Source organism: Muricoccus roseus (assembly GCF_900141905.1).
Classification (GTDB): Bacteria; Pseudomonadota; Alphaproteobacteria; order Acetobacterales; family Acetobacteraceae; genus Roseomonas; species Roseomonas rosea.
The window spans coordinates 1-15,469 of record NZ_FQZF01000055.1; the positions used below are offsets into that span (position 1 = coordinate 1).

Annotated in this window: 12 protein-coding genes; 1 reads left to right on the plus strand and 11 read right to left on the minus strand. The window is 66.6% G+C overall.

The genetic code is table 11. The features are described from left to right. Window positions 1–905: 905 nt before the first annotated feature. Entirely contained in the window at window positions 906–1,328 is a 423-nt protein-coding gene (locus BUB97_RS24515) for a FixH family protein (protein ID WP_073140330.1), read from the plus strand. A gap of 40 nt (window positions 1,329–1,368) precedes the next feature. Here the strand turns inward: BUB97_RS24515 and BUB97_RS27520 are convergent, their stop codons facing one another. From BUB97_RS27520 to BUB97_RS27525, 11 genes are all read right to left on the minus strand, one after another. Next, window positions 1,369–2,007, minus strand: coding sequence for a DUF1622 domain-containing protein (locus BUB97_RS27520; RefSeq protein ID WP_408906157.1), 639 nt, complete (start codon window positions 2,005–2,007; stop codon window positions 1,369–1,371). Beyond that, window positions 1,941–3,095: a patatin-like phospholipase family protein gene (locus tag BUB97_RS24525; RefSeq protein WP_073140336.1), complete on the minus strand. Its 1,155-nt coding sequence runs from the start codon at window positions 3,093–3,095 to the stop codon at window positions 1,941–1,943. Before BUB97_RS24525 ends, BUB97_RS27520 begins: the two co-directional genes overlap by 67 nt. A gap of 381 nt (window positions 3,096–3,476) precedes the next feature. Further along, the gene (locus tag BUB97_RS24535; protein ID WP_073140342.1) at window positions 3,477–3,992 is read right to left on the minus strand and encodes a hypothetical protein; all 516 of its coding nucleotides are present in this window, start codon (window positions 3,990–3,992) and stop codon (window positions 3,477–3,479) included. Window positions 3,993–4,170: 178 nt separating this feature from the next. Further along, complete coding sequence (locus tag BUB97_RS24540) at window positions 4,171–5,004, minus strand: cytochrome c3 family protein (protein WP_073140344.1); 834 nt, start codon at window positions 5,002–5,004, stop codon at window positions 4,171–4,173. Beyond that, window positions 5,001–5,741 carry an iron reductase gene (locus BUB97_RS24545; protein ID WP_171979112.1) on the minus strand — a complete coding sequence of 247 codons (741 nt, stop codon included), beginning with the start codon at window positions 5,739–5,741 and terminating at the stop codon, window positions 5,001–5,003. Before BUB97_RS24545 ends, BUB97_RS24540 begins: the two co-directional genes overlap by 4 nt. Before the next feature lies 1 nt (window position 5,742). Then, the gene (locus tag BUB97_RS24550; protein WP_217659756.1) at window positions 5,743–7,746 is read right to left on the minus strand and encodes an FAD-binding oxidoreductase; all 2,004 of its coding nucleotides are present in this window, start codon (window positions 7,744–7,746) and stop codon (window positions 5,743–5,745) included. Beyond that, a complete protein-coding gene (locus tag BUB97_RS24555) occupies window positions 7,743–8,597 on the minus strand; it encodes a Spy/CpxP family protein refolding chaperone (RefSeq protein WP_073140353.1) in 855 nt (284 codons plus the stop codon). Before BUB97_RS24555 ends, BUB97_RS24550 begins: the two co-directional genes overlap by 4 nt. Before the next feature lie 419 nt (window positions 8,598–9,016). Further along, complete coding sequence (locus BUB97_RS24560; RefSeq protein WP_175562739.1) at window positions 9,017–9,751, minus strand: copper resistance protein B; 735 nt, start codon at window positions 9,749–9,751, stop codon at window positions 9,017–9,019. A 65-nt stretch (window positions 9,752–9,816) separates the two neighbouring features. Continuing rightward, window positions 9,817–11,835 carry a multicopper oxidase domain-containing protein gene (locus BUB97_RS24565; RefSeq protein WP_073140359.1) on the minus strand — a complete coding sequence of 673 codons (2,019 nt, stop codon included), beginning with the start codon at window positions 11,833–11,835 and terminating at the stop codon, window positions 9,817–9,819. Window positions 11,836–13,369: 1,534 nt separating this feature from the next. Continuing rightward, window positions 13,370–13,714 (minus strand): hypothetical protein, encoded by a 345-nt coding sequence (locus tag BUB97_RS24570; RefSeq protein WP_073140361.1) that lies wholly within the window; start codon window positions 13,712–13,714, stop codon window positions 13,370–13,372. Further along, the gene (locus BUB97_RS27525; RefSeq protein ID WP_073140364.1) at window positions 13,656–14,009 is read right to left on the minus strand and encodes a hypothetical protein; all 354 of its coding nucleotides are present in this window, start codon (window positions 14,007–14,009) and stop codon (window positions 13,656–13,658) included. The genes BUB97_RS24570 and BUB97_RS27525 overlap by 59 nt, the downstream gene beginning before the upstream one ends. Window positions 14,010–15,469: the final 1,460 nt, after the last annotated feature.

A 15,469-nucleotide genomic window follows, 5' to 3' on the forward strand; every position in this document is an offset into this window, starting at 1 on the left:
CATCCTTCCAGCGATGTTAAAGTCGTTGTCGGCGGCATCCTTCCAGCGATGTTAAGTCGTTGTCAGAGACACTCTTCCAGCGATGCCAAGGGCGCTGTCGGCGACAACCTTCCAGCGATGTCAAAGCCAGCGCCGGAGACATCCTTCCAGCGATGTTAAGATCGCCACGCGTTGATTGTTTCCACGGAAGGCGGAGCCTTAATGGACTTTTGTGGTCAAATGCCACTCGGTGATTTGAATGGCGGGTAGCACCGGGGGATTTGCGAAATTGGAGTGAATTTTCAGCGGCGCCTGCGTCATGAAACCGCATGGTGAGTTAGCTTCATGCAGAGCGCGCGAGGTGCTGAGGGTGGTTCAGTGCACGCCAATGGCGAATAAAGTCGATGGGAGTACACATTTGCAAATTCCCTTTGCTTCTTTGCGCTGCCGTGATCCGCGTTTTTCCTCTCCCGCGCGTCGTCGGCTGAACCGCCGAAGACTCAACAGGAAACCGTCCTGTCATGCCGCGGCGTAGCGCACGGAAGCCGGAAAGCCTGAAGCAGGCGAACCTGCCGCTGAGAGCGCGGGTCACCGGAAGCGGAGCCGGGACCGCACCTCGGCCGCGGCGCGCCGGAGCGTTGATTCTGTGACGCTCGCTCGAGTCCGGGACCAGCGCTCCTCGTGTAGGGAAGTTGCCGCTGATCCGTACCAAGCCTTCCTATCCTCCCGCGACGCAGAGCCCTCGGCGGATCTCCGTCAGCGGCTATGAACAGCTGCGGTTCGTGTCCTCACTTTCAGTGCAGGCTTGACGGCGGGTGAGGGAAAATGTTCTTCCTTGGCAAGAATAAAGAAGCGCACGGTCACACGCCCTTTGGCCGCCGGATGCCCACAATCGCGTCCAGCACTGAACATGTCTGGAGTAAGCAATGCCAAATGTCGTGCTTCGCACCGCTGCCGTGGTCCTTGCCATCGGTGTTGCGGGCTGTGCATCGCCTGGCGATCAAGCCGCGGACAATTACCGTTTTGAGCTCCTTAGCTCCAGTGTTCGCCGGAGCCCCGACGCCGAGATCCGGGTACGCTTGGTCAAGCTGCCGGAGAATCAGCCGGTGAGCGGCGCCACCGTCTATGAGCACCGCTTCAGTATGTTCATGTCCGGCTACAAGATTTCATCTTCGGTGATGACCGAGGGTGCTAACCCCCCTCCGGTCATAGCGGTAGACGAGGGTAACGGCGTCTACCGCGTGCATGCTCAACTGCCCATGCCGGGCCAATGGAGCGCCACCCTTTCGGCCCGCGTGCCGGGCGAGACTCTGCCGGTCCGGAGCACGGTTCGGGTCAACGTTCATTGATTGTGCCAGCCAGGAGCAGCGCTTCCGAAGGGCGCTTCCTTTAAGACGGAGGAGGCTCGCCTCTGAATTCGGGTCTCCTCCACATAATTCGCCCTCGGCACGCACTGTTCCACGGCGCAGGAACTGTTTGTCGAGCAAAGCTTGCGTCAAGCTGGCGTGTCGGTCTCGCGGGAGGTGTGGAAGCCCCCTCCACCGCCGAGCTGAGCATCCTCTCCCTGTAACGCGAAAGCGAAGGATTGCACGCTTCGTCCGGCAGGCGCTCCGGGGTCCGGCGACCCCAAGGCCAGGCGCCCTCAACCTCGACACTTAGCGAAACGCTAAGGAAGGTTCGGATGAGCACCACCAAGCCCAGCACGCCTAGGTGCTCGAAGGTGGGCGATACGGCCACCGTCCCCAGGATGTCCGCGGCGACCAGCAACTCCAGCCCGAGAAGGACGCCGCGACCCAGATCAGCCCGGTAAACGGGTAATTCCGCGAACCGGTCGGAGCCCGCGTTCACCCGTCGCGCAAACCGGGCCGTGGCGGCGAGGGAGACGAGCAGGATGGCGGCCACGCCCGCTGCCTCGAAGCCTGACGCGATCCAGAGGGCTGCTTCGTCGAGCACGGTGCAACTCAAGCCGGTTCGCGGTGCACGTCGTGCACCACGATACCGGGATCCTCCTCCGGCATCCGCAGCCACTCCCGTCGGCGCAGCGTGGCGCGCGTGTCCTCCAGCCCGCCGTCCCAGTGCTCGCGCATGGTCTCCAGGCCGAACTCGTAGTCCCGCGCCTGACCCTCGTAAGCCTTCCGCTCGTAAATCAGTTGCAGAACGAGAAGGCGCGGCAGCCTCTGAAGGCGTCGGCACAGCGCCCGCTCCTCATCGTCCAGGCGCTCCTCCGGCATCTTCGCGAGCGCGCGTTTCAAACGCAGTTGCCATCGCCGTAGCCGCGTATAGGCGTCAGTGTTCAGGCGGGTGCGTGATGAGTAGCGAATGTCCTTCTCCCGGCTCAGGACCTCCTCCATGTCGCGTGGCAGTGGGCCGCGGGCCGGGAACAGGTCCACCTGCACCACCAGCCCATCGCGCTCCTCCTGTTCCAGCAGGTACTGCAGCGGGGTGTTGGAGACGAGGCCGCCGTCCCAGAACCAGTCGGTGCCGACCCGCACCGGTGCGAAGCCCGGTGGCAGCGCGCCCGAGGCCATCACGTGCTCCGGCCCGATCACCATCTTCGCGCAATCAAACCAGAAGAGATTGCCGGTCTCCGCGTTCACCGCCCCGAAGGCAACACGCGGATGGCCGCCATTCAGAAGCCGCCAGTCCACCAATTCCTCCAGCGTCTCGCGCAGCGGCGACGTGTCATAGAAGGCGGTGGCGCCGCGTCCCCCCCGTGGGACAAGCCAGGGAACCATTGGGTTCGGGCGAAAGAAGCCAGGTTGGCCGAGGAGTAGGGTTGAGAATGCGCTCTGGAGGTTGCGCGCGCGGCGCCAGTCGTCACCGTCCGGTGTCGGCACGGGCCACACGCCGCGGGCTGTGACGCGCTCCCAGAAAGCCCGCAGGCGCTCCACCCGGCGACCGGGCGGATTGCCCGCGATCAGGGCCGTGTTGATGGCGCCGATCGAGACCCCGGCAACCCAGTCGGGGTGCAGCCCCGCCTCTTCCATCGCATCGTAGACGCCCGCCTGGTAGGCTCCGAGCGCGCCGCCCCCCTGCAGCACCAGCGCGACGCACCCGCAGCCCTCGGGGCGGCAGCACGATGCAGCCGGTACGCTCGTCCGTGGCGTCGAATCCATCGTCATCCTCCTACGAGGCAGGCGCCAGCCGTCACCGGAGGGGGCCGTAGGCGCCGGTGCCGTAGCCTGCACCGCCGTATTGGCGCCCCACATCCGGGTCGAGGCCGTGCTGCTGGTGCTCCTGACTCCCTCCGAGCACTCCGTGTTGCATGCCGCCCGCGCGGGTCAGCTCGGTGGAGGGCATGGTCGAGCCGTGGCCGTCGCCGCGGCTCGTCGTGGGCGGGTGCCCTGTGTGCGGCGGAGGATGGTAGGGCTCCACGCGAGCGCACCCGGCGGCCAGCAGCAGCGCTGCGGGAGCGTAAGCACGAAGAATGCGCATGGGCTTGAACTCCGGTGATCCGTGGCGGACGGCGGTTCCGCCGGTGGCCAGCTTGGATTGGCTCAAGGCTGGAAGTGCCGATGTGGGAAGACGGCCCGCAGGGTCGGGCCGCCGCCCGGGCGGAGCACCTCAACCTCAATGCGGTAGTAGTCGCGCGCCGGTAGCGTGGCGAAGCCGCCGTAGGCCTCGGCTCCGCCAACTGCCATCGGCTCTAATCCGATCCTTTCCTCCGGCGTATGGCGCAGCCCATGCACGACCGCCGCCACTTGGGCATTGACGACCCGTGCTCCAGTCCTTGCGTCGAACAGCGCGACCAACAGGTGGTGGACGTAGCGGCCCGCCGGTGGCCCACCGTGTAGCCCGCGGCCGGTGTGCTCCGGCGGGTGGCCGCGGACGAGCGCCGCCGGGATCACGGCGAGGTAAACCACGAGGTCGCCGATGCGCCGGACGGCGCCGTCCGGATCGACAGCCGCTGCTCGACGCGGAGCGGCCACAGCCGCCATGAAGACGAGGGCAGGAACCGCAGCGAGCAGTTGGCGGCGGCCGCCGCCCTTCCCCGGCGCGGCTGGCTTCCCCATTGCGGTACCACGCTCTCCAGTCCGTTTGCGGGGTGCCCCAATTCGGGCGCCTTCCTCCCTGTCCCGTCCTCCGGCGTAGCCGTTCATCGCAAGTTCCTCCCCTGCCATATCCCTCCCGCACAGCCTGTCTCCGCCACCCGCTGCCAACGGGACGGCCGTGGACGGGTGAGCACCAGGCTCAATGCATGTCGAACCACCCGGCGCCCCTGATGTTGTTCCAGCTGTCTGTCTGATGGCACAGGAAGCACTGCTCGACGCGCGCGTGCTCCTGCCTTGCGATGGTCCGGTCCATCATCTCGAAATGCATCATGTAATGGCTGGGCGGGGCTTGGTGGCACTGCACACAATCCTGGGAGCGAGGCGACGGGTGCCGGAAGGCGGTGACCGACCAGGCTGCTGTGTCGTGACAACTCTGGCAGTCTTGGCCGAAGAGCGACCGATGTGGATCGCGGTTGGCGTGGCAACTCGCGCAGTCGAGGGTCGCCGCGGTACGGCTGGGAAGGGATCGTCGGTCCAGAGCCCCCCCAACCAAATCCGCCCCGCTGCCGGATAGCAGTGCCTGCAGCTTCGCCACGGCGTGGCGGAAGCTGGCCTCTCCCGAAGCCGAAGCGCGTGCTTCAGTCTCGGCAGCCCGGGCATGGCCCACCGTTGCCAGCACCGAATGGTCCATGTTGATCGGGCGGCGGTCTCGGCCTTGGTGCTCCACGTGGCAACCGGCGCACTCGCCAATGTTCGCGTGGAAGGCGGTGGAAGGTTTTGTCAGCAGCTCCGGCGCGGCGGTCGCGTGGCAGGTGACGCAGGACGCCGCTTCGACTCCTCGATCCGGCGTGTGGCAGCTCTCGCATTGCGCGTCCAGGAACGCGTGCGCGGCAGAGAGCGGCCCCGGAACCACCGCGGCGCGCCAGCCCGGCAATGCCGTTGATCCGGAGCGGTACATCTGCAGCGGCAGCAGCACGGCGGCGGCCGCGCCGAGCACCGCCAGCACCAAGTAGATGACGGTGGTGACCTTCACGGGAGCCACCGCAAGCCGAAGTAGATTCCGTTCCAGATATGCAGCGCCAGGAGCGGGTAGAGCACCAGGGCCGCGGCCACGTGGAGCACCGTCCACCGGGAGAGGGTCCGTTTGAGCGCCTCACGTCGGCCAATGGCGTGTTCGAGATCAGCAATCGCGCCGAGCAGGTGCTTGAGCGGAATCCCCGGGACGCCCGCGCCGGATGCCCGGGGCACTGACGACCCGGGCGCCGTTCCCGGGAGGACGACGGCTGCAGCGCCCTGGGGAATGACCCCGGTGGCCTCCGCGGCGAGCAGGTCGTAGCGGGTCCTGAGCGCCCCGAGCCTGGTCTGCTGCTCGCGCAAGTCGGTCCCGATCTGCGCCAGGTAGTAGCGGCCGACGAAGCCGCTCAGGACGACAGCCAACATCGCCGACACCAGCCCGATTCCGAGGGGACTCTGGAACGTGTGGCCGCTGTGCAGGATCCCGAGCAGCGCGCCGACCACGCCGGTGTAGACGTGGAAGGAGAGGATCACACGCAGCGAGGCGTGCTTCGTCACGCGTCCCCGGATCCAAGCGCTGCGTTTGACGAGAGAGTAGATGAGCAGCAGCACAAACAAGGTGGCGCCCGCGATGCCGAGCAAGCTCCCGGCCAGGCTTCCTGGGAAGCGCGGTGCCTCGTGCAGCAGGAAGCCGGGGATCAGGAGCGCCATGACGCTGATGAGGGCGCCAACCGTCAATCTCTCCGTCTCGCTCACCTCAGGCATCCACCTTGAGGTTGCCGACCGACTTTGCCTGGCAGGCGAGGATGATGCCGCGCGCCTTCTCCTCGGGCGGGAGCCCCTCCTCGACCTCCATCGTCACCTCACCTTTCAGGAGCGGCACCTTGCAGACGCCGCAGATTCCGACCCGGCAGAGGTAATCGATCTCCACCTCGATCGCCTCGGCCGCCTCCAGGACGCTCTGGTCCGGCGCCAGCGGCCCGGTCTTGCCCGACTTGGTGAACTCGACCTCCGCTGTGGCTACCCGAGGAACGGCACTGGCTGTGGTTGCGGCGGCGGTGGCGGCTGCCGGGGCAGGCGTGGCCACTGGCAAGGGGGCGGGGGTTCCGGGCGCGACCCCCCGGGCCGGGCCGAACGCCTCCGTCTTGACCTGCTCTCTTGGCACCCCGAGTTCGGCCAGCGCCGTCTTCACCGCCTCCATCATCGCTGGCGGGCCGCAGAGATGGACCCGACGGCGGGTGATCTCGGGGACGGAGCGCGCGATGAACTCCTTGGAGACGTAGCCCAGGGACCCCATCCAGGTGGTCCCCTCCGCGCGCTCCATGGTCGCCGCGACGTGCAGGTTGGGATGCCGCTTCTGGAGGTGCTCGAGCTCCTCGCGGAAGGTGAAGTCCAGTGGCGCGCGCGCGCCGTAGAGGAAGAAGATGTCGCCGGGGTAGGAGCGGTCGGTCAGGTAGCGCGTGATGCTCATCATGGGGGTGATGCCGACGCCCCCCGAAATCAGGACGATGCTGTCGGCCTCCGCGCCGGTGAAGGTGAAGACGCCCGCGGGCGCGGATACCTCGAGCAGGCTGCCGACCGCTACCTTATCGTGCAGGTATCGTGAGATGAGCCCCTGCTTCTCCCGCTTGACGGTGACCTCGACGAAGCTGGATTGGGTCGGCGAGGAGGCGATGGTGTAGGCGCGCTTGGCCGTCGTGCCGTCGATCTCGGCCGAGACGGTCAGGAACTGGCCCGGCATGAAAGTGAAGGGGATGTCACCGCCGTCTGCATTCACGAGCCGGAAGGTCTTGACGTCCGGAGTTTCAGGGAAGATCGCCGCCGTGCGCAGCATGCCAGTCCACGGCCGCTTGGCCGCTGCGGTCGCCGCTGCGGGCGAGGGGGCAGGGCTGGCGGTTGGGGCAGCAGCGATGGCGGCCCTGGCGGGCTGTTCGAGAGATTGGGGGGCGGCCGCCCCGGAAGGCGGTGCGGATGGCCCTGGACTGGGTGGCCCTCCGGGGCGGGCAGTGGGGTCAGGGGAGGCGGGCGCAAGGCGTTGCGCCAAAGCGGCGATCCGCCGCATCCGGGCGTACTGGAGCGTGAGGGTTCCGATTAGGAAGGCGACGAGGAACGCCATCGTCGTCAGGTGATACCAGGACAACCCCCTGGGACCGCCCGTCGCCATCGGCATCGGCACCGCCTCGGCATCCGGAAGGGAGAGTTGGTCCCGGAACCAAGTGAGGGCGATCTGCCGCGGCGAGGTGCCTGCCTCGACCGCCCTCAATGCCGCCGTTCCGCTCTCCAGCATCTGCACGCCCTCGCGCAGGTTGGAGACACCGCGCTGGAATGCAGAAGCATCGTTCGCGGCGAGCGCCTGTTGCACCCTTGACGCGCCCAACCCCACTGCCTGGGCCCCCCAGCCGATGCGCCGCTGGCCCTCCGCCTCGATCGTGCGGCGCGCCTCAGGAGTGAGCGTCGGCATATCGAGCAGCGTCGCATAGAACGGCCGTGGCCCTCCCCCCATGCACCCCATCATGCCGCCGCAACCACCGGCCGGCTGCGCGGCGGGCCCCGATGCAGGCGGCACGGCCGGAGAAGTGGCGGTGCCCGGGCCGACCGGCGCCGCCACATCCGGAGCCGGGGTTGCTCCTCCCGGATGATGAGCGCTGTGATCACCCGGGTCGACCTGAGCGACCGCCGCGTTGCTCAGCCACATCCCGAGCAGCGCGGCGGCGAGCCGCCACTGCCTGGATCTCGCCCGCGGCATCGCGCCCGCGCTCAAAAGGTTCCGATGAACGGCAGCATGGTGGCCGTCGCCACACGCTTCTGCGTGTCATCCAGTTGAGCATAGAGCGTGTTGAAGGCCATCCGGGTCGTGTGGATCGCCTCGGTCCGCTGCCGCAGATGGTTTTCGAACGCCTCCAGCCGCGCCATCGGATCCGTCGCTGCCGTGCTGTCCTGCAGCGCGGTGCGCGCCGCGTCGAGGTGCTCGCGCCCCGCGCGCAGCGTGTTCGCGAAGGCCTCCCACGCAGGAGCCTGGGCGTCAGTGATGCGCAACTCCGTGCGAAGGAAGGCGATCCGCCCCTCGAGCCGCGCAGCGGAGCTGCCCATCGGCATGGAGCCGCCCTGCATCGGCGCCATCCCCATCTGCGGCGAGCCCATGCGCATCATGTTCTGCATCATCGGCATCATGCTGCAGCCAGCCATCGGCGCCTGACCCATGGGCTGCTGCGGCATCTGGCCCTGCCCCTGGGCGGGCATCGCGCCACCCATGCGCATCATGTTGTCGCCCATCATGCCGCCAGATCCCATGCCCGCTGACGAAGCGGGTTGCGGCGGTGCCTGGTTGGCGGCGGGTTGCTGAGCGGGGCCGGGCTGGCCCATGCTGGGCATCGCACCGGCTCCGGCGGCACCCTGCGCTGGCTGGCCCTGCATCGCCTGCATACGCATGTCGCCCTCCATGCTCATGCCGCCCATACCCTGCTGCGCTCCTCCACCGTTGCCCATCGGCATCATATCCATCATGGCGAGCTGTGAGGGCCGCCCGGGAGGCTCCGCCGCCATCGCGAAGGACGAAAGGGGGACAAGCACGGCAAAGGTGGCCGCGGAAAGGAACGTGGTCTGCTTCGACATTGTCGTGGTCCTTCTTCCTCGTGGAGGCGTCCGGCACCGCACCGTCGACGCCGATGGTTGAGCAGTAAGGCGCCGCTTCCGTCACGGCCAACGTTGCGCATCGGGCGAATGCGAACCTTGATCCACGTCAAAGCCCCCTGATTCGCGCGACCGTGTCCGAAGCGCAGCGCTTCGCAAAGTCCACAATTTCATCGCCGTTCCCGTGGCCGGTCCGGCGGCGCAGAGTGCATTGGCGGTCCCACAACTCTCGGCTGCCGCTGGGCGATGTCCATCCGGTGTCGATGCCTGTTGCGTTCTCCTCGCTGTGATACCCGACTCCAAAAGCGCGCCTTGGTCGTTGCGGCGTCGTCCTGGCAGTGCCGCTGGGACTAGAAGCGGAGCAGCTGCCAGGGCGCTGCCTAACAGAATCCTGGCCGGGCTCAGAAGAACAGACGCAGCCCCGCAACAACGGTTGTCGCCTCTGGCTTCTCGCCCAGGCGGCGCGTGAGACCAGCTGCGCCGCCAACGGTTCGCTCGTACGAAATGCCTATGTAGGGCGCCACCTCGCGGGTGAATTCGTAGCGGAGGCGCAGGCCGGTCTCCATGCGGTAAAGGCCCGGAGCGATTCCAGCGGCCTCGTCCCGCCCGCCCGCGAAGTTCAGCTCGATCTCCGGCTGCAGCACGAGGCGGTTGGTGATGTAGATGTCATACTCCACTTCCGTGCGAAGCAGAGGAACGCCTCGCTCACCCAAGAAGGCCTGGATGTTCACCTCGAAAAGCCCGGGCGCGAGGCCCTGGAGCCCAACCACGCCGTAGGTCCGGGCGGGCGTACCCGTGCGTGGATCGATGCGGAAGTCGTGACGCACGCCGACCTGCACATCCCAATAATATCCAACGAGCCGCGAGTAGAGCAGCTGCAACTCAGCACGCTCCAGCCCCTTCGCGGCCTGGTTCGACTCGGCGCGGCCATTCAGTTGGATCTTGTTGTAATCAGTACCGTAGTATGCCAGCCCCTCGAAGGCGTAGATGCCATGGCCGCGGCCGTGATTGCGGTACTCCAGCTGGTCGACGAGCACGGCGCCGTAGTAGAGTTCGTGCGCGCCCGGGCTGTGCGCTCCCGGATCCGCCGCGGCCTGTTGCGAGGCCGCCTGCTGCGCACTCGCTTCGCCAGCCATCAGGCACAGGGTAAGCGCACCCGCGGCGATTGCTCCCGTGCGCGTCCCTCTGTTGCAAGGCGTCTTCATGGCGCGGACGCCACCCGGGCGCGTCGGCGGATCTCGACCTTACGCATCATACCTGCCTCCATGTGATAAAGCAGATGGCAGTGGAAACCCCATCCGCCCTCGGCATCCGCCTCCACGTCAACATCCATCGTCGTGCCCGGCTTGACATTCACGACGTGCAGCAGCGGATTCTCATTCCCGTTGCCGACCTGCGGCTGCATCCAGACTCCATGGAGGTGCATGGGGTGGTTCATCATCGTCTCATTGATGAACCGCATCCGCACCCGCTCACCGAAGTTGAGGACAATGGGCTGGGCCTCGCTCAGGCGGTTCCCATTGATGGACCAGATATAGCGTTCCATGTTGCCGGTCAGCCGAACCTCGATGATGCGGCTCGGTTCGCGTACGGGATAGGGATTAGAAAGAGCCCGCAGCTGCCGGTACGAGAGCACGCGTGCTCCAGGAGGAGCTCCCACGTCGTTCGTGAAGGGATCCGGCATGGCCATGTTGCCGTGCCCCATGGCGGAGTGGTCCGCCGCCTGCCCTCGAGCGGGCGCGCCGTGTCCCATCGCAGCGTGATCCATCGCTTGCGCTGGAGCGGACGCGCCGTGCCCCATCGCGGCGTGATCTATGCCCACCGGGGCTGCATTACGCTGGTTGTGGCGTGCTTGCTGGCTTGGCCCGGACCGACTTTGCCGCGGCTGCGCTCCGGGCATGGTGGAATGGTCCATGCCCGGCATGTTGGCGTGGTCCATTGCTGCGGCGGCCGGTCCCTGCACCGTACCGGCTGTCGCCGCGCCCTGCGGCATCCCAGCCATGCTGGAGTGATCCATGCCGCTCATGTCCATCGGCGGGGCGACTTGGCCGGGGCGGTCCACTTCAGGCAACGGCGTGCCGCGATCGAGACCGGTCGGTCCGTAGGGGCCACCCATATCGGCCATGGTCAGGACGGGCCGCGGCCGATGCGGTGGCAGCGGCAGCATTGGCAGCCCGTCTTGCGTGGCAAGGCTGGCGCTGGCGAAACCTTGACGCCCCATGGTTTCCGCCAGGATCTGATACTGCTTCCCACCCGCCGGGCGTACGAGGACGTCGTATGTCTCGGAGGGAGCGATACGGAATTCGTCGACGGTCACCGGCCGCACGTTGTTCCCATGCGCCTGCACGACGGTCATCTCGACACCCGGAATTCGGACGTCGAAATGGGTCATGGCTCCGCTGTTGATGAAGCGTAGGCGCACGGTCTCCCCGGGCCGGTAGACGGCGGTGAAATTACGCTCGGGCGGGCGTCCGTTCACCAAGTAGGTGTAGCCGCTGACGTCCTCGATATCCGTGGGGTCCATACGCATGTCGCCCCACATCTTTCGGTCTGCGATGATCGCGGACCGCGCCGCCCCGTCAGGAGCCGCCCGCAATTCCTGGACGAGGCTCGCGAGTGTCCGCTTGTTGTAGTTGTAGTAGCCTGGGTCCCGCTTGAGATTGCTGATGATGCGTTCGGGGTTCTCGTCGGTCCAGTCGGAGAGCTGGACGATGTAGTCGCGACCGTAGGCGTAAGGGTCGGGACGCAGTGGATCGATGATCAGAGGCGCGTAGATGCCAGCCTGTTCTTGGACGCCAGAGTGGCTGTGGTACCAGTAGGTGCCAGACTGTACCAGCGGGAATCGGTATTGGTGCGTCGCCCCGGCCGCAATCCCATTGAAGCCATCGCTGATGCCGGGAACGCCGTCCTGGCTGCTGGGCAGAATGAGACCGTGCCAATGGATCGACGCACTCTCACGCAGCTTGTTCGTGACATTGATGATCACCTCCTCGCCCTCTCGGAAGCGAAGGACAGGACCAGGGATCTGGCCGTTGATCGACATCGCCGGGCGTGTCCGCCCGGTGACATTGAATGTGGTGTGCTCTAACGCGAGGTTGAACTCGCGGGGCAGCGCGCGCCCGATGCGCGGCTGAGCGAGGGCGCCCGGCGCCTGCGAGAAGGCGATGGCGGCGATGCCAGCGCTGAGTGCGCTACGGCGCGTCAAGCAACCTTCACTCATATATCTCTCCTGTATTCTGGCCCGCCGAGCACTCACCGCACATTCGAACGGGCGCCTTGCATCCGGCCCACCGCAACGCCTTGCTCGTGCAGGTTACGCTGCGGTAGGCCAAGCGGCGCCATGGGGGGGTGAACCCGAGTGGCAAATGGCGATTTCATTGCGTGCTCAGGCTCCATCGGCATGGCTAACCTGCGCTCGTCCCATGGGCGCTGATCTGGGAACCGGAAGGCAACTCGCCCGGGCCACAGGCGGAAGTGCGGGCACGCTGACCCCTGCAGCGAGCCGTCGGGCCGGGTAGCTGCCGCAGCGCGCAAGCGCACTCGCAGCATGCCGGTCGCCTTGTGGCCCGCAGCATCCTAACAGGGTCTCGCAGGAGCTATAGGCCATCGCATTGTGTCTGGCCGATAAGCGGTGCCCTTACGCCAGGGACGAGCGTGGTTGTCCGCATGCGACCTTCCCTGCCAAATTGACCGGACATTTGACGAAGCAGCACGCGACGCAGCACGCGACCGGGCTGTGCCATGTATCGCTCATGCCCGCGGCACCAGCAATCATCCTCAGTGCCTCGTAATAAAACGTAAGATTTGCCCGCGGCGCGGCCGTCTCCTCCAGAGGCATGAGTACCCAATGCGTCCCTGTTCCGGTTCCACCAAGCGCTGCGGGGCTCTGGTCGCTTGGTGCACGCCGGTGCCTTTCGGCACCTGGTCGCTGCCAAGGGCATGGCGCCCCCCTCCCGGGCGGCATGGCGGCAGGCCGATGGAAGCGTTCTGGCACCGGTGGACCATGGCCAGCCTGCACGGCGTGGCGCGTTGGCGCGAGCAGCGCGCGGTGCGACGGGCTGCCTGCGTCAGCCTTCCTCCGGCTCCGCGACAACGATGGTCCCTACTCGGCCTGCCAACCGTCGGAGGCGAACTTGACTGTCTGGCCCGGCCGCAAGCTTCCGATTGCCAAGTCGGCGGCATGGAGGCCGAGGGCGCTGGGCCTGGTTGGCACCGTGGACGCCTCCCAGCATCCGTCGGCGCTCCATCGCAGCACTGCGGGAGCAGCATGCAGAACGCGCAGGGACTGCCCCGTTCGGAGGATTGCCACTGGAGCCCAGGGCGCCCAGTGCGTGTGCCGGGGCCGCGGTTTTTGGCCCGCATAGCGCAGCCAAACCGCCTGGAGCCGGTCCACCGGGAACTCTTTGCGAATGCTCGCCGCGAGTTTGGCGAACTCAGCGTTCGCCCAGACTCAGCATCGCCGAACCGGCGGGGCGACCAGGGTAGAGGCCCGCCTCGGCAGCGGATCGCCGTCCCACACCTGCTCGCGAATCAGGCCCAGCCGATTGGCGGCGGCCGCCATGGTGCGCAGATAGGGCTCGGCGCCTTCGCCCGCGAGCCGGGCGTAGTGGCCGCGCTCTCCGGCGAGCAGCGCCAGGGCCGACCCTGGCCCGTCCCGTCGTACGGCCTCCCGCCTGGATGCTCCCCGTAGCCATCGCCATGGTAGCGGCGCCAGGCCGGTCCGCTCGGCGTCCCGGCCTGCAGCAGCGCGTCCATCAGCCAATGGTGCTGCGCACCGCCGGATCAGGCGGATCCCGCAGCCCGAAGCGCACCAGCTGCGGGACGTCGGTCGAAACCTGCTCGGCCGCTGCCAGCTCGGGATCGCATTCGCGGTTCTTCAGAGGTGCGATGTCCCCAAGTGCGGCCCGGTCGGCAACCACGCGGGCGGGCGCTACCCGCACATAGTGTGACCCCACTGCGTGTGCAGTGCCGACGGCAGAGCCGGAGGCAACGCACCAATCCTCGATGCAGGCGTTCCAGTCGTCGGCGAGGAGGAGGACATCACCCCTCTCGGCCTCTTCGAGAAACGCGGCGCCCGCGACGAGCGCCGTGATCGCCACGGCCAGCGTGAAGGGGTTGATCCCGGCGGTCTCCTCCCGGCGGTCCTGCTCCGTCGTGGGGCCGTGCCGCTACCAGGTAAGCCAGCGCCCAGCGTGCTGTGTCCCGTGCCTCTATGCCGCCGAGGGCGTCGCGCGCGGCGAGCGCCGCGGCGAGCAAAACGGGCAAGGCCACCTCGTTGAGGATGCTGTGCCCAACCGTGAACCACGGCCGCGCAGGGCCTAGAACTGTGCCCACCATGTCCTTGTCCCTGCTGGTCCGGGTTGGCGGAATGCCAGGCGCCCCGGGGGCTTCCATGCCGTCTCCGCAGATTTGCCAGCTGGCCAGACAGGGAGGTGGAACGAGCAATAGGAGGCTGACCCGCCACCTGGATCATCGCTGTGGGTGCTGATGGCTGGAGTGAACGGGGTTTATCAAGGTACAACAATAGGAAAGAGCCGCGCCACGGCCGCTTGGATGGGGCTGGGCGTGGCGCCCTTACCCAGGGACCCTGCCTCCCTAGAGTCGCCGCCGGTGATCCTGTAGCGGCTTCCCTGGTACTCCTCGGCGCTCCCCGGCGGCCGTCCAGATGAGACTTCGCAGATCCTTGGATCTCTTCAGGAAGACAGGAAGAGAGGACCGGAGGGCTTGCCGGTTTAGATGCGCTATCCGGCATCAACTGGAGGCGGCTGACATGCTATGAGGTGCCAACTCGTGTTGCCGCGTCGTTCACCTTGCCATCTTGGGAGAGCTGGCCTCCGCGACATCATCAGCCGACGAGGCCTTGGGCTCCTTACTGACCTCGCGGCGCCGCCTCACGTGGCGAAGGTTGTGAGATTGCTTTCACAGAAGCAAATGGCACACCATCTCCACCAATCCGACGATGGTGATTCCATGCAGGCTAGATCCCTTCTTGTGGCCGCTGTCTTCTGCCTCGCGTCACCTCAGGTGGCCCGGGCTGCTGAGGCCGACGAAGGGCCTGCCGTCCCGCTTGCGCCGATGCACGGTGTGCCGCTGCCCCAATCACTTCCAGGCCTGGTCGCCGAAGGATGGCAGATCGTCGGCATTTCGACCATGAACAGGGTCTTCGCCTACCATCTGGTCAAGCAGGGTGCTCTGGCCTTTTGCCTTTCAGATATCACAAGAAGGCTTCCCGCCTCCGAGTGCCTGCAGCTCATCGACGGAGTAGGTCCTGCACCCGGTGGTAGCCCGCCTCCACGCTAGAGGCACGTGCTGCCCGACGCTGGCATGGAGGTGCGCGTGTGGCGATCTCTGCCGCGTCTTCGGCGGAAGCACCAGCATCGCCACTTTGGGACGGTGCTCGCACACACGCGCGGCAGCCTGAGCCGCATCGGGTGCACGTCTGGACTTTACCTCCACATTCGCAGGAGCCCGCAACCAGAGAAGGGAAATGGGTACGGAAGCGGCGGTTCGTCGGCTGCGTGATGAACCGCGAAGAACTTTGCCCGCTCGCTTAACTGAAGACCCGGGTCGAGTGGTCAATCTCCCAGGCGGTGCCCTCGTCTCACAACATACCTCCCCTCTGACATATAATGTCACGCATCAGGCGCTCCTGATCCGTGTTACACAACCAAAGTCGGTCCAAGACACCGACTTCCACGTCAGCTCTCACCAAGAGAGGATCACATGCGCACCCTTATTGCTATTGCTTGCTTCGCGGTCCTGGCTATGGCGACGCCTGCTTTCGCCCAGGGCAACACCCAGTCGCAAGGCTCCATGCAGGGCATGGATCACTCCCGCATGCAGGGCATGGATCA

Excerpts from the sequence above, each read along its gene's own strand:
- BUB97_RS24515 (WP_073140330.1), top strand. The coding sequence starts at position 906 with ATGCCAAATGTCGTGCTTCGCACCGCTGCCGTGGTCCTTGCCATCGGT.
- BUB97_RS24525 (WP_073140336.1), bottom strand. The coding sequence starts at position 3,095 with ATGGATTCGACGCCACGGACGAGCGTACCGGCTGCATCGTGCTGCCGC.
- BUB97_RS24535 (WP_073140342.1), bottom strand. The coding sequence starts at position 3,992 with ATGGGGAAGCCAGCCGCGCCGGGGAAGGGCGGCGGCCGCCGCCAACTG.
- BUB97_RS24555 (WP_073140353.1), bottom strand. The coding sequence starts at position 8,597 with ATGTCGAAGCAGACCACGTTCCTTTCCGCGGCCACCTTTGCCGTGCTT.
- BUB97_RS24560 (WP_175562739.1), bottom strand. The coding sequence starts at position 9,751 with ATGGCTGGCGAAGCGAGTGCGCAGCAGGCGGCCTCGCAACAGGCCGCG.
- BUB97_RS24565 (WP_073140359.1), bottom strand. The coding sequence starts at position 11,835 with ATGAGTGAAGGTTGCTTGACGCGCCGTAGCGCACTCAGCGCTGGCATC.
- BUB97_RS27525 (WP_073140364.1), bottom strand. The coding sequence starts at position 14,009 with ATGGAAGCCCCCGGGGCGCCTGGCATTCCGCCAACCCGGACCAGCAGG.